Here is a 24,132-nt window from a genome sequence, read left to right on the forward strand (position 1 = left end):
CGATGAATTTCCGCAATATCTCCGCTTGGTCCATCCGCAATCCGGTCATCCCGCTGGTTGCGTTTACCGCGTTGTTGTTGGCTGGTCTGATCAGTTTCGCCCGGATGGACGTGGTCAACAATCCGGATATCGAATTCCCCGCCGTGAATGTCTCGGTCTCGCAGCCTGGCGCCGCGCCGACCGAAATCGAAAACCAGATCACTCAGCGCGTCGAGAGCGCGGTACGCTCGATCAACGGGGTCAAGTCGATCAATTCGACCGCGCGCGAAGGCAATTCGAACACGTTCATCGAGTTCGAGATCGGGACCGATCCCAACGATGCGGTCGCTGAAGTCAAGAATGCGGTCGATACCATCCGCGGGTCACTGCCCGACGGGATCCTCGAGCCGCGCGTGACCAAAGAGGAAATCTCCGGCGGCTTCCTCGCAATCTATGCTGTCGAAGCCGATGACATGACGATTGAGGGGCTGAGCTGGTTCATCGACGATACCGTTGCCAAGCAATTGCTCGGGATCGAGGGTATGGCCGAGGTGAACCGGTTTGGCGGTGTGGATCGCGAAATCGAGGTCATCCTGGACCTGCCGCGCATGCAGGCTCTTGGCGTTACCGCCAGCCAGATCAACGGGGTTCTGCGTCAGAGCAATATCGATGCCGCCGGGGGCATGGCAGAGGTCGGCGGCACACGCCAGTCTGTCCGCGTGCTCGGCAATAGCGAAGATGCCTATGCCCTGAGCCAGCGACAGATCCAGCTTGGCGGCGGGCGCACGATCAAGCTCGCCGATGTCGCCACCGTGCGTGATGGCTTTTCCGAACGCACCTCGATCAGCAAGGTGCGCGACAAGGAAGTCGTCAACTTCGCCATGAGCCGGGCCAAGGGCGCATCGGACGTTACCGTCTATGAGGAGGCGCTCCAGAAGATCGAGCAGATCGAGGCTGAAAATCCAGGCGTGAAATTCATTCCGCTGTTCAACACGGTCAAATACACCAAGGACCAGTATGAAAGCGCCATGGCCGCCATGATCGAGGGCGCGATCCTCGCCGTGGTCGTGGTCTTCTTCTTCCTGCGTGACTGGCGCGCGACAGCAATTTCTTCCGTTGCCATTCCGCTTTCCGCTATTCCGACCTTCTGGTTCATGGATCTGCTTGGCTTCAATCTGAACCAGCTTTCGCTGCTGGCGCTGGCACTGGTCGCGGGCGTTCTGGTCGACGATGCCATCGTGGAAATCGAGAATATCGTGCGCCATATGCGCATGGGGAAGACTGCCTATCAGGCTTCCATCGATGCCGCGGATGAAATCGGCTTGCCGGTTGTCGCCACCAGCTTTTGTATCGTCGCGGTGTTCTTTCCCGTGGGCGCCATGCCCGGCATTTCCGGGCAGTTCTTCAAGAATTTCGGCTTTACCGTCGTCGTCGCCGTGCTGATGTCGCTGGCGGTGGCGCGCATGATAACGCCAATGCTCGCGGCCTATTTTCTCAAGGCGAAAGGCCAGGCGGCGCATGGCGAAGGTCCCATGATGGATCGCTATATGAACGTCCTGCGCTGGTCGCTCGATCGCGGCAAGATGCATGCTGCGCGCGAGGGCATAGAGGGCCCCCGCCACCGCTGGCTCTATATCTGTTTCCTCCTCGTGATCATGCTAGGGGCCCTTATTGCAGCTGCGGCCGGGATGCTCAGCAGTTTCAGCGTCATAACGAGTCTCGGTATTCCCGAAATGATCGCAGCGGGTGGTGACAACATTGTGGCCAGTGTCCTAGCGAAGCTGGTGGCCATAGTGCAGTTGGCTATCGCGACGGTTGTCGGCTTTCTTGCCCTTATCGCTTTCTTCCGCTTGATTGGGTTGGCGATGCGCTTTTGCGGAAAACGGGCTCGTGACGTCTGGAAATATCTCTATGCGCGCTTTCTGGATCACCGGGTATGGATGCTGGGAATAGGCTATTTCGCTCTGTTGCTTACCATTATGTTGTTTTCGGTGACGCCAGCGCAATTCCAGCCCTCGATTAATGTCGACAACAGCAGGGTGGAAATCGAGATGGTGCCCGGCACCACGCTTGAGACGACAGAGCAGGTTACCAACGAGGTCGCCGACCTGCTCTACGCGCAGCAAGAAGTGGAGCTTGCTTTGGAGCGCGTCCGCGAAGGGCAGGCGACAATATACGTAACTCTGCGCGAAGACCGCGAACGCACCTCGATCGAATTCGAGCGGGGCCTTGCGCCCACGCTCGCCCAAATTCCCGATGCGCGTGTGCGCTTCGCTTCCCAGTCCAGCGGTTTCGGCTCCGGTCGCGACATGACCGTAATGCTTGCAGGTTCGGATCCCGATCTCCTCAATGAAACGGCCCAAGAGCTTGTAGAGCAGATGAAGTCACTCGAAACGCTTGTGGCTCCGCGCATTAGCGCTGACATCAATCGGCCGGAATTGATTATCGAGCCACGCGAGGAGCTTGCCGCTGAACTTGGGGTAAGCACTGTTGCGCTGAGCCAGACGATCCGTATTGCCACCATGGGTGAAATCGAACAGAACGCGGCGAAATTTTCGCTATCAGACCGTCAGATACCGATCCGGGTCAAGCTCGGGGAACAGTCTCGTGAAAATTTGGAAACTATTCGCTCCCTTCCGGTCCAGACGGTGAATGGAAGCACGGTACCGCTATCACGTGTGGCCGACATCCGGTTCGGATCCGGCCCCACAACCATCCAGCGCTATAATCAGAATCGACGTGTCCTGGTTGGTGCCGACTTGGCTAGCGGTGTCCTCGAAGGGGTTGCTCAAGAACAGATTGATGCGCTTCCGATCTTGCAGAATTTGCCGACCGGCGTGGTTCGCGATGTTGTCGGTCAACAAGAGATTCAGCAGGAGCTAACAGATAATTTCAGCATTGCCCTGCCTACTGGCGTCCTACTCGTCTTTGCGGTTCTGGTCTTGCTTTATGGAAAGGTCGTGAGTCCGCTGGTCAATATGACGTCCCTCGCGCTGGCACCTCTGGGTGGCATCCTTCTGGTCTGGCTGGTCGGTCAGCCGGTTTCGATGCCCGTCCTCATCGGGACGTTGCTTTTACTTGGCATCGTTTCCAAGAATTCGATCCTTCTGATCGACTTTGCGATCGAAGAAATGGCCAAGGGGACGCGGAAATTCGAGGCCATCGTTGATGCAGGGCATAAACGTGCACAACCAATTGTGATGACCACGGTCGCAATGACCGCTGGCATGGTTCCGACGGCAGTTTCTCTCTCTGGCGACGGCGCATGGCGGGCGCCGATGGGGACAATGGTCATCGGTGGGCTAATTCTGTCTACCCTCTTGACCCTGTTGATCGTACCAGCTGGCTTTAGTCTTGCCGACGGCTTTGAAAGGCGAATCGGTCCTTGGCTGCGCAACCATCTTCTGACCTTCAAAGATGGTGATGACGTTGCGGGCGCGCAATCTCAAGGAAGTGCGCGCCCTGTTCCCTGAAGCGTCACATATGCTTTGGCCGGTCTATCGACAGGTGAACAATTGGATCACCCATTCGTTGAACGTGCGTGCATCACGTCCACAGATTGATCCTGATGCCTGTTCCTCTGCAAGAACGACAGTTGGGGCAATTGCGGAAATAGTAGCGGCTACGACTATGCTTGCTTTTGTCAATTTCCGAAGATTATTCATCATGTCCTCCACTTTGCCTGATGGCTATTCATCCATCAATAATAAGCATGCTCCAACCACGAATGTCTGACAAGAGCGGGGTGTATATCCCCCCCGACCGTGCGCGGGCGATGCGGCGCACGGCGACCGGCCTCATCGTGTTGATGGCGGCGCTGTTCCTGTGGTCGGGCCGATTTCTCGACGCGCATCCGGCCTGGGGGTATCTGCACGCCTTCGCCGAGGCCGCCATGGTTGGCGGGCTGGCAGACTGGTTCGCGGTGACCGCCTTGTTCCGCCACCCGCTCGGCCTGCCGATTCCGCACACGGCGATCATCCCCGAAAACAAGGATCGCATTGCCGATACGATGGCGGGCTTCCTGCGGGAAAACTTCCTGACCCCGGCGGTTGTGGGCCGCCGGATGGGTGCCATGAACCTGGCGCATGCGGTCGGCAGCTATCTGGCGGATCCCAAATCGACCAGGGACTCGCGTATTCGCGCAGGAGCGGGCGAACTGGCGATCGAGGTCCTCGAATCGCTCGATCCGGACCGGCTTGGTACGCAGGTCCGCGGCGGGATCAAGGCTCAGCTCAGCAAACTCGAGATCGCACCGCTGCTTGGCGGAATGCTTGAGGCGATGATCGCCGACGGTCGCCACAAACCGCTGATCGACAAGATCATCCGGTGGGCTGGTCTCGTGCTCGAAGACAATGAAACGATGGTACGCGACATGGTCCATAAGCGCGCCAATGCGGTACTGCGCTTCACCGGTCTCGACGAACGGTTGGCCAATTCGGTTCTCGATGGGCTTTACAAGCTGCTGGCCGAAGTGCTGGTCGATCCCCAGCATCCGCTGCGCGACAAGATCGAAGAAGGCCTGCAGGAGCTGGCTCGGGGTCTGCGCGAAGACCCCGAAATGCAGGAGCGGGTCGAGCGTATGAAGCGCGAGTTGCTTGAGAACCCAGCCATCGGCGATTGGTGGCAGGGTGTGTGGGAGCGGCTGCGCGCCAATCTCACCCAGACGATCCGCACATCGGGCGGCACAGGCCATGGCTATATCGGCGAAACACTGGGTGAACTGGGCGCAGCGCTGCGCGACGACGAGCGCCTGCAACGCCAGATCAATCGCTTCGCCCGCCGTACCGCCGTTGGCGTCGCTACGCGCTATGGCGACCAGATCGTCCGGCTGGTGTCCGAAACCGTCAAGCGCTGGGACGCGCAGACGATTACCGACCGTGTGGAATCAGCGGTGGGGCGCGATCTTCAGTTCATCCGCATCAACGGTACGCTGGTGGGTGGGCTGGTCGGGCTGACGCTGCATTTCCTGACGAGCATGCTCGGGTAGCCTCCGGGTCTGGACTAGAAGACCGCATAGACGACTGTCGTGGAGAAGAAGGCGCGTACCGGCTTGCCCTCTGCGTCCTGTGCAGGCTCGAACATTGCGTGCTGTTTGAACAGTTCGCAGGCCCGCTCGTCGAAATTCTCCGCCTTGGTTTTTTCGATCGTGATGCATTTTTCGACCCGACCATCCGTTCCAATCAGGACCTTTAGCTGCATGATCGCGTCCTCGCCGCGCCTTTCCGCCTTGCTCGGATAGTGCTTCTGTATCTGCCGGGCGACCCGTTTCATGTTCAACGGCTTCACCCCGGTCGCAATTCGCGCGATCTCCTTCGGGTCGACGCCCCAGAATTCGTACAAATCGGTGGCGCAGGCGTTCAGTGCCTTGAACCCGTCTGCAAGATCGCCCGTTGCCAGACGAACGCGCCGGTCCTTGCGGCTGAACTCGACATATTCGATCTGCGCGCCGTGCGCGGGGTTGAGCTCCGAATATGTTTCGCCAAACTGCTCGGCTTCATCCGGCTCCCCTCGGCTATCATGCTCGAAGCGGCGATAGCCGGTTGATTCGATCGCCTTGCCGAAGCTGGCGAGTTCCAGGCTGTCGCGTCGTATCGGGCCGGATGAGGACTCGTCCAGTTCGAAGGACTCGAATGCCGGGCCGAAGGATGCGCTGACCCGGCGCACCGAGCCCAGCAGATCGATTGCCCCGCCAGCGACCAGCCAGTTGAAGGTCCCCGATGGTCCGGTCTGTTCCATCCAGAAGATGGTCTTGGAATCGCCGGTTCCGAAAAGCCGCGCAAGTCGGCAACGCTCCTCACCATAATCGAGTTGCCAATGGCTGGAAGGTTCGAGAATTGTCAGCGACGAATCTGCGGCACTCGTGGCAGTGCCGGGCGCGGATATCGCCAGAATACTAGTCGCAACCCCTGCACGAAACCGGATACGCATGAAAAACCCTCCTGCGATACTGTACCGCAGGAGGGTTTCATCTTTGGCGTCACAATGCAATCAGAGCTTTTCGGTGAGCTCGGGTACGATTTTGAAGAGGTCTCCGACGAGGCCGATATCGGCGACCTGGAAGATGGGGGCGTCTTCGTCCTTGTTGATGGCGATGATGGTCTTGGAATCCTTCATGCCCGCAAGGTGCTGGATCGCGCCCGAGATGCCGATGGCGATATAGACTTCCGGGCCACGATCTTGCCGGTCTGGCCGACCTGGTAATCGTTGGGGACATAGCCCGCATCGACCGCCGCGCGGCTCGCGCCGATCCCGGCGCCGAGCTTGTCGGCGAGCGGGGTGATGACCTGCTCGAAGGTTTCCGCATCCTTCAGCGCGCGGCCGCCCGAGACGATCACCTTGGCGCTGGTCAGTTCGGGGCGATCGCTCTCGGCGATCTCTTCGCTGACGAAGGCCGAGATCCCGGCATCGGTCGGGCCGGATACCTCTTCGATTGCCGCTGAGCCACCTTCGGCGTCAGCCTTGTCGAAGGCGGTGCCGCGCACGGTGACGACCAGCTTTTCGTCCGAGCTTTCGACCGTCGCGATGGCGTTGCCGGCATAGATCGGCCGGGTGAAGCTCTTCTCGCCCTCGACCGAGAGGATGTCCGAGATCTGCATCACGTCGAGCAGCGCGGCAACGCGCGGGGCGATGTTCTTGCCGGTGGTGGTCGCAGGCGCGACGAAGGCATCGTGATGGCCCATCAGATCGGCCACCAGCGGCGCGACATTCTCGGCCAGCGCATGTTCGTAGGCCGCATCGTCGGCAAGGTGGACCTTGCCCACGCCCGCGATTGCCGCGGCCTGTTCGGCTACCGCGCGGCAGCCCGATCCGGCAACCAGCAGATGGACTTCGCCGAGCTTGGCAGCAGCGGTCACCGCAGCCAGCGTGGCGTCGGCGAGGCTCTTATTGTCGTGTTCGACCCAAACGAGGGTTTTCATATCTGTCTTCCTTCTCGTTCAGTGTGGCTCAGGCGATGCCCAGCGCTTTGATCTTGGCGACCAGAGCATCGACATCCTCGACCTTCTCGCCCGCCTGGCGAACCGGGGCTCGGAGACAGTGGTGGTCTTCAGCCGCGGCGCGGTGTCGACGCCGTAATCGCCCGGGGTCCTGGTATCGAGCGGCTTCTTCTTCGCCTTCATGATGTTGGGCAGCGAGGCATAGCGCGGCTCGTTCAAACGCAAATCGGTGGTGACGATGGCGGGCAGCGTCAGCTTGACCGTCTGCAGGCCGCCATCGACCTCGCGCTTCACGGTGACGTGATCGCCCTCGACCTCGACCGTGTTGGCGAAGGTGCCCTGCGGGCGGCCCATCAGCGCAGCCAGCATCTGGCCGGTCTGGTTCGAATCGTCGTCGATCGCCTGCTTGCCCAGCATCACGATGCCGGGCTCTTCTTCCTCGGCGATCGCCTTCAAGATCTTGGCCACCGCCAGCGGCTCGACCTCGTCCTCGGTCTCGACCAGGATCGCCCGGTCGGCGCCCATGGCCAGTGCGGTGCGCAGCGTCTCCTGCGCCTTGGCCGGGCCGACCGACACCGCTACGACCTCTTCCGCCTTGCCCGCTTCCTTGATGCGGATCGCTTCCTCCACCGCAATCTCGTCGAACGGGTTCATGCTCATCTTGACGTTGGCAAGATCAACGCCAGACCCATCCGCCTTCACGCGCGGCTTGACGTTGTAATCGATCACCCGCTTCACGGGGACGAGGATTTTCATGCAATACCTTCCTCTCGACTTGAAACCTGTGCCGCCCGCCTAGCTTGCGTTTACGTAAACGTCAAGTAACGCGGGGAGGCGGGACACGACACTTTACCGATCCCTCGCGCGGCGCGCAGGGCAGGTCAAGCCGCGTATGGGTCAGTCTTTACTATGGTCGGAACGACGCATAGTTTCGCGGTCCAAGACAGGAGGTGCTTCATGCGCGTTTGGCCCCTTATCGTGGCGAGTGCCGCGGCACTGGTTTCCTTTCCCGCCTTGAGTCAGGAAACCCGCACGGTCCCGAAGGATCACGTACCGCCTCCGGCAACGCTGGACGATGTGAAGTGGCTGGTCGGCCAGTGGGCGGGCGAGGGCATCGGCGGCCAGCCTGCCTATGAAAGCTGGCTTCCTCCGACAGGTGGAACGATGGTCGGCACCTTCGTCCAGCAAGCCGATGCGGATACGATCCGCTTCACCGAGCATCTCTACCTGATGGAAGAGGCGGGCACGCTGGTCCTGCGCCTCAAGCACTTCAATGCCGATTTGACCGGATGGGAGGAGAAGGATGACATGCTCACCTTCCGCCTGATCACGGCGGAGCCCTGCGCAGCCTATTTCCGTTCTTTAACCTTGCGTTGCGACGGGGAGAACGGCTTGCTCGCCGCCGTGCGCATGAAGAGCGACGGCAGCGAGGTCAACGAACTGATTTTCCGCTTCGAGCGGATGAACTGAGCCGAAGCGTGGCGGCCGGTCAGGCCGCCTGCTTCACCTCGGCAACGATCTTGCGGGCAGCGTCGCCCAGATCGTCGGCACTGACGATCGGGAGGCCCGAATTGTCGAGGATGGCCTTGCCCTCTTCGACATTGGTGCCTTCGAGGCGCACGACCAGCGGCACCGAGAGATTCACGTCCTTGGCTGCCTGGACGATACCGTTGGCGATAACGTCGCACTTCATGATGCCGCCGAAGATATTGACGAGGATACCCTCTACCGCCGGGTCCTTGAGGATGATCTTGAACGCCGCGGTGACCTTCTCGGTCGTCGCGCCGCCGCCCACGTCGAGGAAGTTGGCGGGGAAAGCACCGTTCAGCTTGATGATGTCCATCGTCGCCATGGCGAGGCCTGCGCCGTTGACCATGCAGCCGATATTGCCATCGAGCTTGATGTAGGCGAGATCGTATTCGCTCGCTTCGACTTCGGCCGGGTCTTCCTCGGTCTCGTCGCGCAGCGCTTCGACATCCTTGTGGCGGAACAGCGCGTTTCCGTCGAAGCTCATCTTGGTGTCGAGGACGAGCAGATTGCCGTCTTCGGTTTCGACCAGCGGGTTAATCTCGAGCATTTCGCAATCGAGATCCATGAAGGCGGTGTAAAGCTGCCTGGCCAGCTTCTGCGCCTGCTTGTTGAGATCGCCCGTCAGCTTGAGCGCGAAGGCCACCGCGCGGCCATGGTGCGGCATGAAGCCCTGTGCCGGGTCGATGGTGATGGTGGTGATCTTTTCCGGCGTCGAATGCGCGACTTCCTCGATGTCCATGCCGCCTTCGGTCGAAACGATCATGGCGACGCGGCCCGTGGCGCGGTCGACCAGCATCGAGAGGTAATATTCCGAGGCAATGTCGACGCCGTCGGTGACATAGAGGCGGTTGACCTGCTTGCCCGCATCGCCGGTCTGGATGGTCACCAGCGTGTTGCCGAGCATTTCCCTGGCGTTGGCTTCGACTTCCTCGATGCTCTTCGACAGGCGCACGCCGCCCTTCGCATCCGGGCCGAGTTCCTTGAACTTGCCCTTGCCGCGGCCGCCGGCGTGGATCTGCGCCTTGACGACATAAAGCGGACCCGGCAGCTGCTTGGCACCTTCGACCGCTTCCTCCACGGTCAGCGCGGCATGACCGGCGGGGATGCCGATACCGTATTTCGCGAGCAGTTCCTTGGCCTGATATTCGTGAATATTCATGTCGAAGCGTCGTCCTTCGCGTGATGCGCGTGGGGGAGGTGAGTGTCGCGTGGGCCATAAGCATGTCTGGGCGCGCTTGAAAAGACCGACTTTCCGGTACATTGGCGGCCCGAGCACCCATGATCGACAGCAAGCGCCTGGAATCCATCGTCTCCGAAGCGGGACGGATCGCCTTCGGCCTGTGGCCGGGGGCGGGGAACGCCTTGGATTCATGGGAAAAGAAACCCGGCGATCCGGTTTGCGAGGCGGACCTGGCGGTCGATGCCTTTCTCAAGCGAGAGCTGGGGGCGCTGCTCCCTTCGGCCGGATGGCTGTCCGAGGAAACCGCCGACGATTCGTCTCGTCTCGACCATGACCTGATCTGGTTGGTCGATCCCGTGGACGGTACGCGCGATTTCATTCGCGGACGAACCGGCTGGGCGGTCTCCGTCGCGCTGATCAGCGCCGGTCGGCCGCTCATCGGTACGCTGTGCGCGCCGGCGCGAGGGGAAGTCTGGCAGGCCGTTGCCGGACAGGGGTCATTTCGCAACGGCGAGAGGCTCCATGCCAGCAAGCGACAGGAATTTTCCGGATCGCGCGTGCCCGCGCTTGCCTTGCCCAAGACAGATGGCGATCTGATCACGGTCGACCAGCCCAATTCGATTGCGCTGCGTATTGCGATGGTGGCCGCCGACGAGGCCGACCTTGTCGCGACGGTGCGCTGGGGATTCGAATGGGATATCGCCGCTGCCGGAATGATCGCGCGCGAGGCGGGGGCCGCGGTTAGCGACGCCTATGGCAACAAGCTGGATTACAACAAGCGCGATCCGCGTGCTTTCGGAGTGCTGGTCAGCGCGCCCGATATTCATGGAGCGGCGGTCGAGCGCCTGGCCCGGCGGATTGGGTAGGTGGATATGAGGTGCGCCACCGACCTCCGTCGATAGCTTGCAGAACGGTCAGGACGGAGGTCCTGACCCCACGCAAAAAGGGGTCGACCCGAAGGCCGACCCCGAATGGTTGCGGATACATCGAAGGGCGGGCGTCTAGTACCCCTGTCCCTGCGCTGCCTGCACATCTTGCTCGTCGAAAGGAATGATTTTGATTTCGACGCGCCGGTTGAGCGGTTCGTTCACATTGTCACCGGTCTGAACCTTGAGCCGCGTCTCGCCGAAACCCATCCAGCGAATGCGCGAAGAGCTGACTCCGCGCGAGATCAGATAGTTCGACACCGCTTGCGCACGCTGTTCGGACAGGCGCTGGTTCGACTGGGCCGAACCGACCGTGTCGGTATGGCCGTATACATCGATCAGGCTGTTGGGATATTGCGTGAGGCTGCTGGCGACACGGTCGAGCAGGTCACGGAAGCCCGGAGAAATGGTATAGCTCCCGGTGGCGAAGGTCACGCCGTCGGGCAGGTTGACGAGGATTGCTTCCCCACCATCGGTTTCCGAAACGTCGACGCCGGACCCGGCGGTCTGTTCTTTCAGTTCCTTGATCTGCTGGTCCATCTTGTAACCGACCGCGCCGCCGGCAACGCCGCCTGCGGCCGCGCCGATGATGCGCCCGGTCTTGCCCCCGATCACCCCGCCAAGCAGGCCCCCGACGATGGCGCCGCCGGCCCCGCCGAGAACGGTGCGCGAGACTTTTCTCTCGCCGGTATTGGGATCGGTGACACAGGCCGAAACGGTCATAAGCGATACGGCGGCCAGGCTGGCGGTAAGAATGCGCGACTTTTTCATATGATATTCCCCATCATGTGTAGCTCCAGGCCCGAATTAGGGGGCCGAGGCCGGGCGAACGGTACCGGACGCGCCCACCCGCGTCACATCTCCCCAAACCGCTCAGTCACCGCAGCGTTCCAGCGCAATTGCAGATAAGTCGCGCAGCCCGCTGGCACGAGGCAGGTTTTGTGCTAGCCCCCGCCCTGTGACACCCTTTCCCTGGACCGACCTGCTGATCATTGCCGGGCTGATCGTCTTGAACGGCGTTTTCGCCATGAGCGAACTGGCCATCGTCTCTGCCCGTACCGCCCGCCTCAGGGCGGCGGCGCAGCAGGGGAACGGCGGCGCGAAGATTGCGCTGGAATTGGCGGCGGAGCCAGGCAAGTTCCTTTCCACGGTGCAAATCGGGATCACGTTGATCGGGATCGTCGCCGGTGCTTATTCAGGCTCGAGCCTTGGCGGCCCCGTGGGCGAGCGTCTGGCCGCTATCGGTTTCCCGACCGGCTGGGCGCAGGAGGCGGGCTTTGCCGCGGTCATTGCCGTGACGACCTATCTCAGCCTCGTGGTCGGCGAGCTGGTGCCCAAACAGGTCGCGCTGCGCGCTGCGGTGCCGATCGCGATTGTCATGGCACGGCCCATGGAGATGTTGGCGCGAATCGCCGCGCCGGTGGTGTGGTTGCTGGATATATCCTCTGGCGCACTCATTCGTTTGCTTGGCGTAAGGCCGGCGGGTCAGAGCGCCGTGACCGCCGAAGAACTCCATATGCTGTTCGCCGAGGCGACGCGCTCGGGTGTGATCGAGCATGAGCAGCATCAGATGTTGCAGGGCGTCGTTCGCCTCGCCCAGCGGCCCGTGCGTGAATTGATGACGCCGCGTACCGAAGTCGACTGGATCGACATCGAGGCCGATCAAGATGCGATTCGCGCCGTGCTCGATGAAAGCCCTCATTCGCTGCTGCCGGTGGCGGAAGGGTCGCCCGACAAGGTCCTGGGCGTGGTGAAGGTGCGCGAGATCCTGACCCGGCTCGTGGCGAAGCAGCCTATCGATCTGCAGTCGCTGATGATCAAGGCGGAGGTCGTGCCCGACCAGCTCGATGCCGTGGACGCTCTGCGGGTTCTGCAGCAGGCAGAGGTCGCGATGGCCATGGTCCATGACGAATATGGACATCTCGACGGCATCGTCACCCCGGTCGACCTGCTCACCGCGCTGGTCGGCGATTTTGTCAGCGATCAGGATCCGGGCGAAGCGCCGGGCATCGTCGAACGTGAGGATGGCAGCCTTCTCGTCTCAGGTTCGCTTTCGGCCGATGTTCTCGCTGATCGGTTGGCGATCGAATATGGCGAGGACCGCGAATTTGGCACGGCTGCCGGTTATGCTTTGCATGTCCTGAAGCGCCTTCCAGGCGAAGGCGATTACTTTACCGATCAGGGCTGGCGTTTCGAGGTGATCGATATGGATGGTCGACGAATCGACAAGCTGCTGGTGAGCCGCGAGAACGATGCCGTGCCAGGGTCGGTAGGATAAGAGAAGAGGGGTTTTTGCTTGGTCTCAAGCGCCGACGGACCCGGCCGGGGCCTTAGGCTATCCTCGCTCGCGCGACCTGACGGTCGCATCGCTGCGGGCGGGCGGTCGCCCTTGCCTCCCCTAGGGCTCGGAACTTTCGCCGAGGTCAGGGGATTCGCACCAGATTCGGGCCGGGGGAGGCCCGGCAAGGCCACGCGGCAGCGGGTGCAGCTTGCTGCACGTCTAGCGAAGCCGAACCCGCGGAGGCGGGCTCGCAAAACAAAACCCCTTACCGGGGGATCACCGCGCTCGCGCTCGCACCGTCGCCTTCGGGCGCGGCAATGATGTCGCGGGTCACGCTGCCCTTGGCGACGGTCGCGGTATCCGGGTCACCCACCGCGCTGCGGATACCGGGCGCGGCTGTTCCAGCGCGTTCGAGCAGGCTCGTCTCCACGCCGCTGCGTGCCTGAGGGCCGCCAAACAACGCTTCGAGTGTCTGCTGTGCGGCGCTGCCTTCGGCCGGGCGCGGGGCGCCGGGCTGCGGAGGAACGAGGTTGAATTCGGGCGGCACCACCAGGGGAGCCTGGCGCTGGACGGCGAATTCGTCGGGCCGGTCACGGTTGAGCAGGCCCCCGCCACCGCAGGCTGCGGTCATGGCGCCGAGGCCGGCGATCAGGGCGATACGGGCGTATTGGGTCATTGCTTGCTCTCCGCGGCGTCGGCCGCCTTGTTGTACATGAGGCCATCGACCTCTTGTTCATCCTTGTCGCGCATGAAGAAGGCCCGCGCAAGGACGATGACTACGCCGATGGTGATAGCCGCATCGGCGACGTTGAAAATCAGAAAGGGGCGGAAATCCCCGAAATGCAGATCGGCGAAATCGACGACATAGCCGAACGCGTACCGGTCCTTGATATTGCCCAGAGCCCCGCCGAGGATCAGCGACAGGGCCAGGATATCGCCGAGCAGTTTTTCGCGCAGCATCCACACCGTCACGACCAGCGCGATCAGCGCGGTGACGAGGACCAGGCCCCAGCGCATTTCGGGGCTGGTCGCCTCGAACATACCCAGCGACACGCCGAAATTGCGCGTGAAGCGCAGGTCGAAGATCGGCAGCAGTTCCATGGCGTCGCCGACCCGGTCGATACCGAGCACCTTGGTAACGTAATTCTTGCTCCACTGATCGGCGGCAAAGATCGCCAGCGCGACCACACAGCCGATCAGGCGGTTTTTCAGCACGGCGTTCATCGGGCGGCATCCCATTGCGCGACGACGGGTTCGCAGCGATCGCACAGATCGCCATCTTCCTCGACCGATGGTAGCAGGCGCCAGCAGCGCCCGCACTTGCTTTCGTTTGTCCGCGTGACCGTCACCATATCGCTATCGCCGCGCGTGACTGACGCGGTGATGAACAATTCGGCCAGATCGGCGTCGCTGAACCCTTCGGGCACCGCCGCGGCGGGCACGACCACGTCGGCCTCCAGCCCCGAGCGGATCACCTTGTCGCGCCGCAGCGGCTCGATCGCTTCCATCACATCTTCGCGAAGGGCGCGCAGTTTAGCCCACTTTGTACCGTCTGCACCAATGCCCGGCACTGCGGGCCATTCGAGCAGATGGACGCTGCCGCCATCTGGATAGCGGGTCGACCACACTTCCTCGGCAGTGAACACCAGTACCGGCGCGGCATAGCGGACCAACGCGTGGAACAGCAGGTCGAGCACGGTGCGATAGGCATTGCGCTTCACGCTGTCCGGCCCGTCGCAATAGAGCACGTCCTTGCGGATATCGAAGTAGAAGGCCGACAGGTCCTCGTTGCAGAAATCGACCAATAGCCGCGTATAGGCGGTGAAGTCGTAATTCTCCGCCGCCTGGCGCAGCTTGCCGTCGAGATCGGCGAGCAGCGCGAGGACATAGAGCTCCAGTTCGGGCACTTCGCCGACATCGCTCAGATCGCCGACGAAGCCGTCGAGCGCGCCGAGCAGATAGCGGAAGGTGTTGCGCAGCTTCCGGTACTGGTCGCCCGTGCCTTTGAGGATCTCGTCGCCGATGCGGTGATCCTCGGTCGAATCGACGCTCAATGCCCACAGGCGGATGATGTCCGCGCCGTACTGTTCCATGACCTTGAGCGGATCGATCGTGTTGCCGAGGCTCTTGGACATCTTGCGCCCGTCGCTCGCCATGGTGAAGCCGTGGGTCAGCACCTGGTCGTAGGGCGCACGGCCGCGTGTGGCGCAGCTTTCGAGCAGCGAGGACTGGAACCAGCCGCGATGCTGGTCGCTGCCTTCGAGATAGAGATCGGCGGGCCATTTGAGTGCAGGCCAGCGCCCGCTTTCCAGCGTAAAGGCGTGGGTGCAGCCCGAATCGAACCAGACGTCGAGAATGTCGGTGACCATCTCGAACTCGTCCGGATCGTGCTCGGGTCCGAGGAATTCGGCCTTGCGGCTCTCCTCCCAGGCATCGACGCCCTCTTCGCGCACTGCGACGACGACGCGGGCGTTGACGTCCGGGTCTTGCAAATAGGAACCGTCAGGCCGTACGAAGAGCGTGATCGGCACGCCCCAGGCGCGCTGGCGGCTGAGCACCCAGTCGGGGCGGCCTTCGACCATCGAGCCGATCCGGCGGCGCCCCTTCTCGGGCACGAAGCGCACGCGCTCGATCTCGGACATGGCGATTTCACGAAGCGTCGAGCCCCTTCCCTCCAGGGAAGGGGTTGGGGATGGGTGTTCGGCGGTCGCGGGCGCGGCCCCCCCACCCCGGCCCTCCCCAGCGGGGAGGGAGCTGCGGTACTGAGCTCCTTGTCCATCGGCACGAACCATTGGGGTGTGCAGCGATAGATGACCTTGGCTTTCGAGCGCCACGAATGCGGGTAGGAATGTTCGTAATCGGCGCTCGCCGATAGCAGCGCGCCCGCTTCGCGCAGGTCCGAACAGATCGGGCCTTCGGGCGCATTGAACGGCTTATTGATGACACTGCGCCGACGCTCGTCCTCGCCGCCGAGCCACGGCCAGTCGTCGCGATAGCGCCCATCGGCCATGACCGCGAAGACCGGCTCGATCCCATGCTCGCGGCAGAGCAGGAAATCATCCTCGCCATGGTCGGGCGACATGTGGACGAGACCGGTGCCGCTGTCGGTGGTGACGAAATCGCCCGGCAGGAAGGGGCGCGGCTTCGCGTAGAATGCGAGCGCCTTTTCCCACGTCGCGACCTCACTTCCGTCGTCGCCCCGGACTTGATCCGGGGTGGTGCTGCCTTCCGCTGCCGTCGCAGAAGAAGAGCCTTGGCCCGGATCAAGTCCGGGCTGACGGGAGAGGAGGAGGTCGTAGATGGGATGACGCGCGACGGTGCCGGCGAGGTCGGAGCCTTTGCCACTCCAACGCTTTGCAAGCACCAGCCCAACGCCACTATGTCCGTCGCGAGCGATCTGCCTCTCATAACGGGCCTTGAAGTCATCCAGAAGCGCCGACGCTATCAGGAATCGTTGGCCCGCCAGCCTAGTGCGCAACTCGTCAGGGTAGGGAGGATGCGGTTCATTGACCGATGACCAAGCGGTGTGGACTATCGAGTCCAGTTCAAGAAGAACATATTCAACGTCTTCGCCATAGGCCAAAGCCTGGTTCACCGGAATCGTCCACGGCGTGGTGGTCCACACCACCGCATACGCGCCGACCAGCTCCTCGATCGGGCTTTCCACGATCTCGAACGCTACGTCGATCTGCGGGCTGTCGGTCAGGTCCTCGTATTCGACCTCGGCTTCGGCCAGCGCGGTTTCTTCCACCGGGCTCCACATTACCGGCTTCGAGCCGCGATAGAGATTGCCCGCCTCGGCGAATTTCATCAGCTCGGCGACGATGGTCGCCTCGCTCTCGAACTGCATGGTCAGATAGGGGTTGTCCCAGTCGCCCATGATGCCGAGCCGCTTCAACTGCTCGCGCTGCACATCGACCCATTTCTGGGCGTAGGCGCGGCATTCGGCGCGGAATTCCTTCGGCTGGACCTCGTTCTTGCTGCGCTTCTTCTTGCGGTACTGCTCCTCGACCTTCCATTCGATCGGCAGGCCATGGCAGTCCCAGCCCGGCACATAGGGCGCGTCCTTGCCCATCAGGTTCTGCGTGCGGCAGACCATGTCCTTGAGCGTGTGGTTGAGCGCATGGCCGATATGCATGTCGCCATTGGCGTAAGGCGGGCCGTCATGCAGGATGAATTTCTTGCGCCCGGCGCGCGCCTCGCGCATCTGACGGTAGAGGCCTTCCTCTTCCCAGCGCGCGGCAATCTTCGGCTCCTTTGCGGGGAGGCCGGCCTTCATGGGAAAATCGGTCTTGGGCAGGAAGACCGTGTCTCTGTAATCGCGCTTCTCGGACATAGAGGCGAGCCGTTAGGGCAATCGGCGGCGGCGATAAAGTGTTTCGTCGCTTCGCTACCTCTCCCACCACTTCGACTCCCGGATCACGTCCGGGGTGACGGGTCAGCCGAGCAGCCCCCTGGCCTCGTCGCAATCCTTTTCCATCTGGGCGATCAGACCCTCGAGCGAATCGAACTTCGCCTCGCCGCGCAGGAAGTGGTGGAAGGCGACTTCGATTTCCTGGCCGTAGAGATCGCCCGAGAAATCGAAGAAATAGGGCTCGAGCAATTCCTTGGGCGGGTCGAATTGCGGGCGCACGCCGATATTGGCCGCGCCCTTCAGTTCCTGCCCGGTCGACAGGATACGCCCGGTCACTGCGTAAACGCCATATTTCGGGCGCAGATAATGTTCGACCGGCAGGTTCGCCGTGGGATAGCCGATCTCGCGCCCGCGCTTGTCGCCGTGTTGAACCACGCCGCGAATGGCGAAGGGGCGGGTGAGCAGGCGCGCGGCCTCCTGCGGATCGCCCTCGCGTAGCGCATCGCGCACCCGGCTGGAGGATACCGGCTTTCCCCCATCCATCACCGGCGGCACTGCGCGCGCCTCGATCCCGGCATCCCTGCCGAGGCTCACCAGCTTGTCGAAATTGCCGCCGCGCGCCTTGCCGAAGGTGAAATCCTTGCCGGTAACGACGCCCGCGACGCCGAGATGATCGCCGAGCAGCCTGCCCACGAAATCCTCTGCCGTGGTTCCGGCCAGTTCGCCATCGAAATGGAATACCAGCATCGCGGTTGCCCCGGCGGCGATATAGTGTTCCTGCCGCTGCTCGAGCGTGGTCAGGCGGAAGGGCGGCGCATCGGGCTTGAAATGCCGCACCGGATGCGGATCGAAGGTCGCGATGATGCTTGGGCGGCCCTGCGCGCGCGCCCAGCGGATCGCCTCTCCCGCCACGGCCTGGTGGCCGAGGTGGAAGCCGTCGAAATTGCCCAATGCGATGATCGCGCCGCGCAGGCTCTCGGGCAGCGGTTCGCGGTGATCGAGCCACCTCATTGGGGCACCAGCCCTTCGCCGATCACACGCAGCGCATTGCCGCCCATTGCCGCGCGAATCTCGTCCTCGGCAAACCCTTCGTCGATCAGCGCCTGCGTCATCTGAGTTAGCTGCGAGGTGTCGAAGCGCACGGTGACCGCGCCGTCATAATCGCTGCCCAGCGCGACATGCTCGATGCCCACGAGGTCACGAATATGCTTCATCGCCTTCGCGGTGGCGCGCGGGGAGGTGTCACACACCGCGCCCTCCCAATAGCCGACGCCGATGATCCCGCCGGTCGCGGCGACGCCGCGTATCTCTTCGTCGGTGAGGTTGCGGTTGACCTCGCAGGTCGCCTGCACGCCGCCATGGCTGGAGACCACCGGCCGTGTCGCGATGGCGAGCACTTCGGCGACGCACTGGTGGCTGCAATGCGCGATATCGACGATCATTCCCATGCGTTCCATCCGGCGGATCACATCGCGTCCCATCGGGGTGAGCCCGCCCTTTTCGATCCCGTGCATCGATCCGGCAAGTTCGTTGTCGAAGAAATGGGTGAGGCCTGCCATACGCATGCCCGCCGCATAAAGCCGGTCGAGATTGTCGGGATCGCCTTCGAGGCTCTGCAGGCCCTCGGCGCTGAACAGGGCGCCAATGCCCTTGTTCTCTGCCGCGCGGCGACCGAGTAGCCGCTTGAGGTCGGCGGGAGAGCGGATGAGCCGGAGTTCCTCGCGCGAGCTTGCCGCCGCACGCTCCAGTTTCTCGGCATGCCATAGCGAACGTTCGAGCAGGCTGCGCCAGGTCCGCACCGGCTGCATCTGGCCGATCGCCAGCAGGGTGATGTTGTCGCTATCGGCGGAGTTCGAATCGTAATTCTGCCCGCGCGGCGTCTTGGTAACGCTGGAGAAGACCTGCAACGCCACGTTTCCTTCGCGCAGCCGCGGCAGATCGACATGGCCGCGCTCCGCCCGGTCGAGCATATCGCGCTTCCACAGCAGCGTGTCGGCATGAAGATCGACGACATCGAGCGTCGCGTGAAGCGCCTTCGCCTCGTCGGACACTTCGATGAGCGGCTTGCCGTCGATCTGGTTCATATCCCGTTCGGCCATTCCCGGTACGAGCAGGAAGAACCCGGCAAGCGCGATGAGTATCACGCCAGCGAGGCCAACACAGAGCCTTTTTCTCATGAATGTAGCTCCGGTCGCATGGCAATGAAGCCTTTGGTGTTCGAAAGGAGCCTAGGCAAAAAGGCGAAGCTCGCCGCTTTCTGTCGTGGAACGGCCACGCGCGAGCGGTCGCTTGGGTTTATGAAGGTGGTTCCGTTCTTGATGTTCGGAAACAAGCGCGTTTCGCCGAGCAGCAACGTCCATCGCTTCTTTATGTCGAAGCTCGAAGACCTGAAATTCGAACTCGTCGGCCCCCTGGGCAACGACACGCTCGACTTCAAGTTCCTTCCTGGCCCAGAGACTTTCATCTCCTAGGATGCTTTGATCGAAAAACGCGTCGGCGTCCGGGAACTTCGCTTGGACGATAGTGATCAAGTATCGGTCAACAAAGGGCGCGAATTGTGCATATGTCTGCGCGCCACCAATCACATAGGCGTGTTTTGTCCGCCATCTCGTCCGCAGCGCGAGAGCTTCTGAAATGCTGTGGACGTGGTGGCACCCTTCATGCGGCGGGAACAACGATGGTGTGTGGGACAGCACAATGTTTTCGCGATGTGGAAGGCATGACCCCAAAGAGTCATATGTCTTGCGTCCCATAAGGACGACGCCGCCCTTCGTGGTTTGCTTGAAAAATCGCAAATCAGATTTCAGCGACCACGGAAGCCGATTTTCGATGCCGATCGCACCATCGAGACCCACGGCCACAATTGAAGTTAAACCGGTCATGTCTCGTCCCTGTGACATAGAGGCATTAGAATCTTCTCAACACGGCTTCGCAAGAGTCCATTATGCAACACTGGGCAGGGGCCTGTTCAAATGCTGTGAACAGCTTGTGTCTCACCGTTCCAGCCGGGTCACATGGCCCATCTTGCGCCCTTCGCGAACCTTCGCCTTGCCGTAATCGTGCAGATGCGTGTCGGGCGCGGCGAGGTGGTCCTGCGAGGCCGTGATGTCCGCGCCTATGATGTTCGTCATGGTGACGGCCTTCGCGACTGTTGCGGTATCGCCGAGCGGCAAACCTGCGACCGCGCGAATATGGTTCTCGAACTGGCTGGTGACAGCGCCCTCGATCGACCAGTGGCCGGAATTATGCACGCGGGGCGCCATCTCGTTGAAGATCGGCCCTTCATACGTGGCGAAGAATTCGAGCGTCAGCACGCCGACATATTTCAGCGCATCGGCGACCTGGCGGGCCAGCTCGCGCGCTTCGTCCACCTGGGCTTCGATGATGTCGCCTGCGGGCAGGGTGGAAGCGGCCAGAACGCCTCCTTCATGCGTGTTGCGCGCCGAATCCCAAAACCGGATTTCGCCATCCTGTCCGCGCACGAGGATGATCGAGAATTCGGCCTCGAACTCGACGAACCCTTCGTAAATCAAAGGAACGTCAGGGAGATGCAAGCCCTGCGCATCGCGGTCCGATCCGATCCGCCACTGGCCCTTGCCGTCATAGCCGTCGCGCCGGGTTTTGAGGATGCCGGGCGCACCCAGCCGATCGACCGCCGCTTCGAGATCGCTGCGCGAGTCGACCCGTGCATAAGCGGCGGGTCGGCCGCCAAGCCCTTCCACGAAGCGTTTCTCCGCGAGGCGATCCTGCGCGGTTTCGAGCGCGCGTGGATGCGGAAAAATGCGTCCTTCCGGCATGGCCGTGGCCGTGGCGACGGGTACGTTCTCGAATTCCCAGGTGACTACGTCGCATTGCGCGGCAAAGGCGGCAAGGGCTGCTGTTTCGTTCCACTTGTTCACGAACAGATCGTCGCACACCTGATTGACGACATTGTCGCCTTCGGGCGCGTAGGCGATGCAGCGATAGCCCAATTGCGCGGCGCTCACGGCCATCATTCGGCCAAGTTGCCCACCGCCGAGGATACCGATTGTCGAACCGCGCTGCAGCATCAGTCGACCGGGCGCTCGGTCACGGCCGCGCTGCGCGCCGCGCGCCAATCCTGCAGGCGCTGCGAAAGCGCGGGATCGTGATTGGCGAGGATCGCGGCGGCAAGCAGACCCGCATTGGTCGCGCCCGCCTTGCCGATGGCCAGTGTTCCGACCGGCACGCCGGCGGGCATCTGGACGATCGAAAGCAGGCTGTCCTCGCCCGACAAAGCCTTCGATTGCACGGGCACGCCAAGCACCGGAACATGGGTCAGCGCGGCGATCATGCCGGGCAAGTGCGCAGCCCCTCCGGCACCGGCGATGATTACCTCGAAGCCCGCATCCGCCGCGCCCTTGGCGAAAGCATACATGCGATCCGGCGTGCGGTGGGCCGAGACGATGCGCACATCGCTTTCGACACCCAGTTCCTCGAGCACCTCGGCGGCGCAGGTCATGGTGTCCCAGTCGGACTGGCTGCCCATGACGATGGCGACCTTGGCGTTCATCTCAGGCATCCTTCAGATAGTAGCGGTCGCCCGACACCTGCATGCCGTCGAATTCATAGACGATCGGTTGGCCGGTCGGGATTTCGAGACCGGTAATTTCGTCGTCCGAAATGTTCGACAAATGCTTCACCAGCGCGCGCAAGGAATTGCCATGAGCGGAGATGATAACCGTTTCACCCTTGCCGAGTTGCGGCAGGATCGCGCTTTCCCAATAAGGCAGCACGCGCTCGATGGTGAGCTTGAGGCTTTCGGTACGCGGCACGTCGATCCCGGCGTAGCGCGGGTCGTCAGACAGATCGAATTCGCTACCCACTTCGAGTTCGGGCGGGGGGACATCGAAACTGCGGCGCCAGATATGGACCTGTTCGTCGCCATGCTTCTCGCGCGTCTGTTGTTTGTCGAGGCCGGTCAGCCCGCCATAGTGGCGCTCGTTCAGGTGCCAGTCGCGCGTGACCGGGATCCATAGGCGGTCGCAGGCTTCGAGCGCGATGTTGAGCGTCTTGATCGCGCGTTTCTGGACGCTGGTGAATGCAGTGGTGGGCAGCACGCTCTTGGCTTTCATCAGCTCGCCTGCCTCGCGCGCTTCGGCCACACCCTTTTCCGTGAGGTCGACATCCCACCAGCCGGTGAAGCGGTTGGCAAGGTTCCACTCGCTCTGGCCGTGGCGGACAAGGATGAGTTTCGACATATCTGCTCCCGTTTCCGGTTCCAGCCCACTCCCCCCGCCCGGCACCCACGGCAAGATACTATCCGGGTGGCCGGGTGGGGGAGTGGGCTGGAACCGCACCCCCGCGTAAGCGGGACAACAATGAGCAAGGCGCGTTAGCTGGCCGCATCGTCCTTGGAAAGGCCCTGCTCGTCCGATTCGCGCATTTCCCGCCCCTGCGCCTTGCGGCGGCGCAGGTTCTCACGAAGTTTCGCGGCGAGGCGCTCTTCGCGGGTCATCTTGTCGTTTTGGGCGTTCATGGCGCATTCCTTTTGCGAAAATCGGCTCCAGCCGCAAGCGAAGGTTGACTTATGCGCCGCGTCTGCCATTAGCGCGCGCCTCCACCCCGCTGGCATTTCCGGCGGGCACGACGTGCTGCTGTAGCTCAGTGGTAGAGCGCACCCTTGGTAAGGGTGAGGCCGGGAGTTCAATCCTCCCCAGCAGCACCATTTTTCGAAGAAAAATGGATTCCTTGTTTTTCGCACCGACATCCGTCGGCGCGTCCTCGCTATGCGTGCAGCAAGCTGCACCCGCTGCGGGGCGGCCGCTTGGCCTTGCCGGGCCTCCCCCGGCCCGGTGCTCTTGCGGTCGCGGGCGTGTGGCGATGCCATCCGAGACGTAAGGCGAGGCAAGCGCGACTGCGCGCTTGCAGCGACGCGACCGCCAGGTCGCATGAGCGAGGATAGCCCAAGGCCGCGGACGCGGCCGCCGGTGCCTGAGGCTCAACAAAAACCGAATGCGCTGCGGCACCTAGGTCGATCTATCCGCCTTATCCTTGGCATTCGTGCCCTTGATCATTGCGCGCATCGCTTCCCACTGCTCGTCGCCCATATCCTTGAGCGCGGCATAGAAGTTGCCGCCATGCGCCTGAAAACCGCCGCCATCGATGGCGATCGTCTGGCCGTTCACCCAAGCCGCACCCTGCCCCATCAGGAACACTGCGAGATTGGCGATTTCGTGCATTTCGCCATGGCGGCCCATCGGGTTCATATCATCGTGAGAATTGCCGCCCCCACCGCCGGGTGAAAGGCGCGCGCTCATCCCGTCGGTGGGAAAGAGGCCCGGCGCGATGGCATTGAAGCGCAAGCCATAGCGGCCCCATTCCACCGCGAGGCTCTGGGTCATCGCATTGAGACCCGCCTTACTCATGGCGCTCGGCACCACGAAGGGGCCGCCGTTCCATATCCACGTGGTCAGGATGGAGAGGAAGCTGGCCTTGCGGCCTTCTTCGATCAGCCGTTTGCCCACATCGAGCGTGATGTAGAAGCTGCCGCGAAAGACGATATCGCTGATCGCATTGAAACCGTTGACCGACAGATCCTCGGTCCGGCTGATGAAATTGCCTGCGGCATTATTCACTACGCCGGTCAGCGCTCCATTGTCCCAGATCGCATCGACCATGGCGTGGATCGCATCGGGATCGCGGATATCGCAAGCATGCCCGACGATCTTTCCGCCGTGCCTCTCGCCGAGTTCCCTGGCCGCCTCGTCGAGCTTGCCCTGGCGCCGCCCGCAGATATGCACTTCGGCGCCAAGTTTGAGGAAGGCTTCGGCCATTTCCTTGCCAAGTCCGGTGCCGCCGCCGGTGACGAGGATGCGTTCGCCCTCCATCAGTCCTTCGCGAAACATCAGCCTTGAAATATCCATCGCTATATCCTCCCCTCTGCCCGGGCAGAGTCCTACTCAAATGTCGGCGCAATACCCAATTGA

At 62.2% G+C, this 24,132-nt stretch carries 20 protein-coding genes, 1 tRNA gene and 2 pseudogenes; 6 read left to right on the plus strand and 17 right to left on the minus strand.

Annotated features, from left to right (window positions below):
- Positions 1 to 2: 2 nt before the first annotated feature.
- Together DVR09_RS03035 and DVR09_RS03040 are read left to right on the plus strand one after the other, a co-directional pair.
- Positions 3 to 3,452: an efflux RND transporter permease subunit gene (locus DVR09_RS03035; RefSeq protein WP_115415628.1), complete on the plus strand. Its 3,450-nt coding sequence runs from the start codon at positions 3 to 5 to the stop codon at positions 3,450 to 3,452.
- Between the two features lie 254 nt (positions 3,453 to 3,706).
- The gene (locus tag DVR09_RS03040; RefSeq protein ID WP_234041533.1) at positions 3,707 to 4,966 is read left to right on the plus strand and encodes a DUF445 domain-containing protein; all 1,260 of its coding nucleotides are present in this window, start codon (positions 3,707 to 3,709) and stop codon (positions 4,964 to 4,966) included.
- A gap of 14 nt (positions 4,967 to 4,980) precedes the next feature.
- Here the strand turns inward: DVR09_RS03040 and DVR09_RS03045 are convergent, their stop codons facing one another.
- The 4 genes and pseudogenes from DVR09_RS03045 to DVR09_RS03055 all read right to left on the minus strand — a co-directional run bounded on the left by DVR09_RS03045 (position 4,981) and on the right by DVR09_RS03055 (position 7,670).
- Positions 4,981 to 5,907: a TonB family protein gene (locus DVR09_RS03045; protein WP_115415629.1), complete on the minus strand. Its 927-nt coding sequence runs from the start codon at positions 5,905 to 5,907 to the stop codon at positions 4,981 to 4,983.
- 60 nt (positions 5,908 to 5,967) lie between these two features.
- On the minus strand, positions 5,968 to 6,093 hold the full coding sequence (locus tag DVR09_RS17880) for a hypothetical protein (RefSeq protein ID WP_369692550.1): 126 nt from the start codon (positions 6,091 to 6,093) through the stop codon (positions 5,968 to 5,970).
- Positions 6,090 to 6,896 (minus strand): electron transfer flavoprotein subunit alpha/FixB family protein, encoded by an 807-nt coding sequence (locus DVR09_RS03050; RefSeq protein WP_369692551.1) that lies wholly within the window; start codon positions 6,894 to 6,896, stop codon positions 6,090 to 6,092. The genes DVR09_RS17880 and DVR09_RS03050 overlap by 4 nt, the downstream gene beginning before the upstream one ends.
- A gap of 28 nt (positions 6,897 to 6,924) precedes the next feature.
- Positions 6,925 to 7,670 (minus strand): annotated as a pseudogene (locus DVR09_RS03055) (electron transfer flavoprotein subunit beta/FixA family protein).
- Between the two features lie 201 nt (positions 7,671 to 7,871).
- Here DVR09_RS03055 and DVR09_RS03060 point away from each other — a divergent pair.
- Positions 7,872 to 8,384 (plus strand): DUF6265 family protein, encoded by a 513-nt coding sequence (locus DVR09_RS03060; protein ID WP_115415630.1) that lies wholly within the window; start codon positions 7,872 to 7,874, stop codon positions 8,382 to 8,384.
- A 19-nt stretch (positions 8,385 to 8,403) separates the two neighbouring features.
- Here the strand turns inward: DVR09_RS03060 and sucC are convergent, their stop codons facing one another.
- Positions 8,404 to 9,603 carry an ADP-forming succinate--CoA ligase subunit beta gene (gene sucC / locus DVR09_RS03065; protein WP_115415631.1) on the minus strand — a complete coding sequence of 400 codons (1,200 nt, stop codon included), beginning with the start codon at positions 9,601 to 9,603 and terminating at the stop codon, positions 8,404 to 8,406.
- A 119-nt stretch (positions 9,604 to 9,722) separates the two neighbouring features.
- Between sucC and DVR09_RS03070 the strand changes: the two genes are divergently transcribed.
- Positions 9,723 to 10,490 (plus strand): 3'(2'),5'-bisphosphate nucleotidase CysQ, encoded by a 768-nt coding sequence (locus DVR09_RS03070; RefSeq protein ID WP_115415632.1) that lies wholly within the window; start codon positions 9,723 to 9,725, stop codon positions 10,488 to 10,490.
- Between the two features lie 135 nt (positions 10,491 to 10,625).
- Here the strand turns inward: DVR09_RS03070 and DVR09_RS03075 are convergent, their stop codons facing one another.
- Positions 10,626 to 11,321, minus strand: coding sequence for a YiaD family glycine zipper/OmpA-like lipoprotein (locus DVR09_RS03075; RefSeq protein WP_115415633.1), 696 nt, complete (start codon positions 11,319 to 11,321; stop codon positions 10,626 to 10,628).
- 187 nt (positions 11,322 to 11,508) lie between these two features.
- On the opposite strand from DVR09_RS03075, the gene DVR09_RS03080 reads away from it, so the two are divergent.
- Positions 11,509 to 12,828, plus strand: a complete 1,320-nt coding sequence (locus tag DVR09_RS03080; RefSeq protein ID WP_115415634.1) for a hemolysin family protein — start codon at positions 11,509 to 11,511, stop codon at positions 12,826 to 12,828.
- A gap of 268 nt (positions 12,829 to 13,096) precedes the next feature.
- On the opposite strand, the gene DVR09_RS03085 is transcribed toward DVR09_RS03080, so the two are convergent.
- The 10 genes and pseudogenes from DVR09_RS03085 to DVR09_RS17355 form a co-directional block, all read right to left on the minus strand.
- Positions 13,097 to 13,507 (minus strand): DUF3035 domain-containing protein, encoded by a 411-nt coding sequence (locus tag DVR09_RS03085; RefSeq protein ID WP_115415635.1) that lies wholly within the window; start codon positions 13,505 to 13,507, stop codon positions 13,097 to 13,099.
- Complete coding sequence (gene lspA / locus DVR09_RS03090) at positions 13,504 to 14,055, minus strand: signal peptidase II (protein ID WP_174223715.1); 552 nt, start codon at positions 14,053 to 14,055, stop codon at positions 13,504 to 13,506. The genes DVR09_RS03085 and lspA overlap by 4 nt, the downstream gene beginning before the upstream one ends.
- Positions 14,052 to 17,167 (minus strand): annotated as a pseudogene (locus DVR09_RS03095) (isoleucine--tRNA ligase). The gene lspA and the pseudogene DVR09_RS03095 overlap by 4 nt, the downstream one beginning before the upstream one ends.
- Positions 17,168 to 17,269: 102 nt before the next feature.
- On the minus strand, positions 17,270 to 18,196 hold the full coding sequence (locus DVR09_RS03100) for a bifunctional riboflavin kinase/FAD synthetase (RefSeq protein ID WP_115415636.1): 927 nt from the start codon (positions 18,194 to 18,196) through the stop codon (positions 17,270 to 17,272).
- Complete coding sequence (locus tag DVR09_RS03105; RefSeq protein ID WP_115415637.1) at positions 18,193 to 19,362, minus strand: dipeptidase; 1,170 nt, start codon at positions 19,360 to 19,362, stop codon at positions 18,193 to 18,195. The genes DVR09_RS03100 and DVR09_RS03105 overlap by 4 nt, the downstream gene beginning before the upstream one ends.
- 51 nt (positions 19,363 to 19,413) lie before the next feature.
- Positions 19,414 to 20,067 carry a dihydrofolate reductase gene (locus tag DVR09_RS03110; RefSeq protein ID WP_162814833.1) on the minus strand — a complete coding sequence of 218 codons (654 nt, stop codon included), beginning with the start codon at positions 20,065 to 20,067 and terminating at the stop codon, positions 19,414 to 19,416.
- 111 nt (positions 20,068 to 20,178) lie between these two features.
- Complete coding sequence (locus tag DVR09_RS03115) at positions 20,179 to 21,234, minus strand: 5-(carboxyamino)imidazole ribonucleotide synthase (protein WP_115415639.1); 1,056 nt, start codon at positions 21,232 to 21,234, stop codon at positions 20,179 to 20,181.
- Positions 21,234 to 21,716: a 5-(carboxyamino)imidazole ribonucleotide mutase gene (purE, locus tag DVR09_RS03120; RefSeq protein ID WP_115415640.1), complete on the minus strand. Its 483-nt coding sequence runs from the start codon at positions 21,714 to 21,716 to the stop codon at positions 21,234 to 21,236. The genes DVR09_RS03115 and purE overlap by 1 nt, the downstream gene beginning before the upstream one ends.
- A 1-nt stretch (position 21,717) precedes the next feature.
- On the minus strand, positions 21,718 to 22,404 hold the full coding sequence (gene gpmA, locus DVR09_RS03125) for a 2,3-diphosphoglycerate-dependent phosphoglycerate mutase (RefSeq protein WP_115415641.1): 687 nt from the start codon (positions 22,402 to 22,404) through the stop codon (positions 21,718 to 21,720).
- 134 nt (positions 22,405 to 22,538) lie between these two features.
- On the minus strand, positions 22,539 to 22,682 hold the full coding sequence (locus DVR09_RS17355) for a hypothetical protein (protein ID WP_174223716.1): 144 nt from the start codon (positions 22,680 to 22,682) through the stop codon (positions 22,539 to 22,541).
- Between the two features lie 114 nt (positions 22,683 to 22,796).
- On the opposite strand from DVR09_RS17355, the gene DVR09_RS03130 reads away from it, so the two are divergent.
- Positions 22,797 to 22,871 (plus strand) — tRNA-Thr (locus tag DVR09_RS03130).
- A gap of 301 nt (positions 22,872 to 23,172) precedes the next feature.
- On the opposite strand, the gene DVR09_RS03135 is transcribed toward DVR09_RS03130, so the two are convergent.
- Complete coding sequence (locus DVR09_RS03135) at positions 23,173 to 24,069, minus strand: SDR family oxidoreductase (protein WP_115415642.1); 897 nt, start codon at positions 24,067 to 24,069, stop codon at positions 23,173 to 23,175.
- Positions 24,070 to 24,132: the final 63 nt, after the last annotated feature.

This window comes from Erythrobacter aureus (assembly GCF_003355455.1).
Taxonomy (GTDB): domain Bacteria; phylum Pseudomonadota; class Alphaproteobacteria; order Sphingomonadales; family Sphingomonadaceae; genus Qipengyuania; species Qipengyuania aurea.

Excerpts from the sequence above, each read along its gene's own strand:
- DVR09_RS03035 (WP_115415628.1), top strand. The coding sequence starts at position 3 with ATGAATTTCCGCAATATCTCCGCTTGGTCCATCCGCAATCCGGTCATC.
- DVR09_RS03040 (WP_234041533.1), top strand. The coding sequence starts at position 3,707 with ATGTCTGACAAGAGCGGGGTGTATATCCCCCCCGACCGTGCGCGGGCG.
- DVR09_RS03045 (WP_115415629.1), bottom strand. The coding sequence starts at position 5,907 with ATGCGTATCCGGTTTCGTGCAGGGGTTGCGACTAGTATTCTGGCGATA.
- DVR09_RS17880 (WP_369692550.1), bottom strand. The coding sequence starts at position 6,093 with ATGAAGGATTCCAAGACCATCATCGCCATCAACAAGGACGAAGACGCC.
- DVR09_RS03050 (WP_369692551.1), bottom strand. The coding sequence starts at position 6,896 with ATGAAAACCCTCGTTTGGGTCGAACACGACAATAAGAGCCTCGCCGAC.
- DVR09_RS03060 (WP_115415630.1), top strand. The coding sequence starts at position 7,872 with ATGCGCGTTTGGCCCCTTATCGTGGCGAGTGCCGCGGCACTGGTTTCC.
- sucC (WP_115415631.1), bottom strand. The coding sequence starts at position 9,603 with ATGAATATTCACGAATATCAGGCCAAGGAACTGCTCGCGAAATACGGT.
- DVR09_RS03070 (WP_115415632.1), top strand. The coding sequence starts at position 9,723 with ATGATCGACAGCAAGCGCCTGGAATCCATCGTCTCCGAAGCGGGACGG.
- DVR09_RS03075 (WP_115415633.1), bottom strand. The coding sequence starts at position 11,321 with ATGAAAAAGTCGCGCATTCTTACCGCCAGCCTGGCCGCCGTATCGCTT.
- DVR09_RS03085 (WP_115415635.1), bottom strand. The coding sequence starts at position 13,507 with ATGACCCAATACGCCCGTATCGCCCTGATCGCCGGCCTCGGCGCCATG.
- lspA (WP_174223715.1), bottom strand. The coding sequence starts at position 14,055 with ATGAACGCCGTGCTGAAAAACCGCCTGATCGGCTGTGTGGTCGCGCTG.
- DVR09_RS03100 (WP_115415636.1), bottom strand. The coding sequence starts at position 18,196 with ATGAGGTGGCTCGATCACCGCGAACCGCTGCCCGAGAGCCTGCGCGGC.
- DVR09_RS03105 (WP_115415637.1), bottom strand. The coding sequence starts at position 19,362 with ATGAGAAAAAGGCTCTGTGTTGGCCTCGCTGGCGTGATACTCATCGCG.
- DVR09_RS03110 (WP_162814833.1), bottom strand. The coding sequence starts at position 20,067 with ATGACCGGTTTAACTTCAATTGTGGCCGTGGGTCTCGATGGTGCGATC.
- DVR09_RS03115 (WP_115415639.1), bottom strand. The coding sequence starts at position 21,234 with ATGCTGCAGCGCGGTTCGACAATCGGTATCCTCGGCGGTGGGCAACTT.
- purE (WP_115415640.1), bottom strand. The coding sequence starts at position 21,716 with ATGAACGCCAAGGTCGCCATCGTCATGGGCAGCCAGTCCGACTGGGAC.
- gpmA (WP_115415641.1), bottom strand. The coding sequence starts at position 22,404 with ATGTCGAAACTCATCCTTGTCCGCCACGGCCAGAGCGAGTGGAACCTT.
- DVR09_RS17355 (WP_174223716.1), bottom strand. The coding sequence starts at position 22,682 with ATGAACGCCCAAAACGACAAGATGACCCGCGAAGAGCGCCTCGCCGCG.
- DVR09_RS03135 (WP_115415642.1), bottom strand. The coding sequence starts at position 24,069 with ATGGATATTTCAAGGCTGATGTTTCGCGAAGGACTGATGGAGGGCGAA.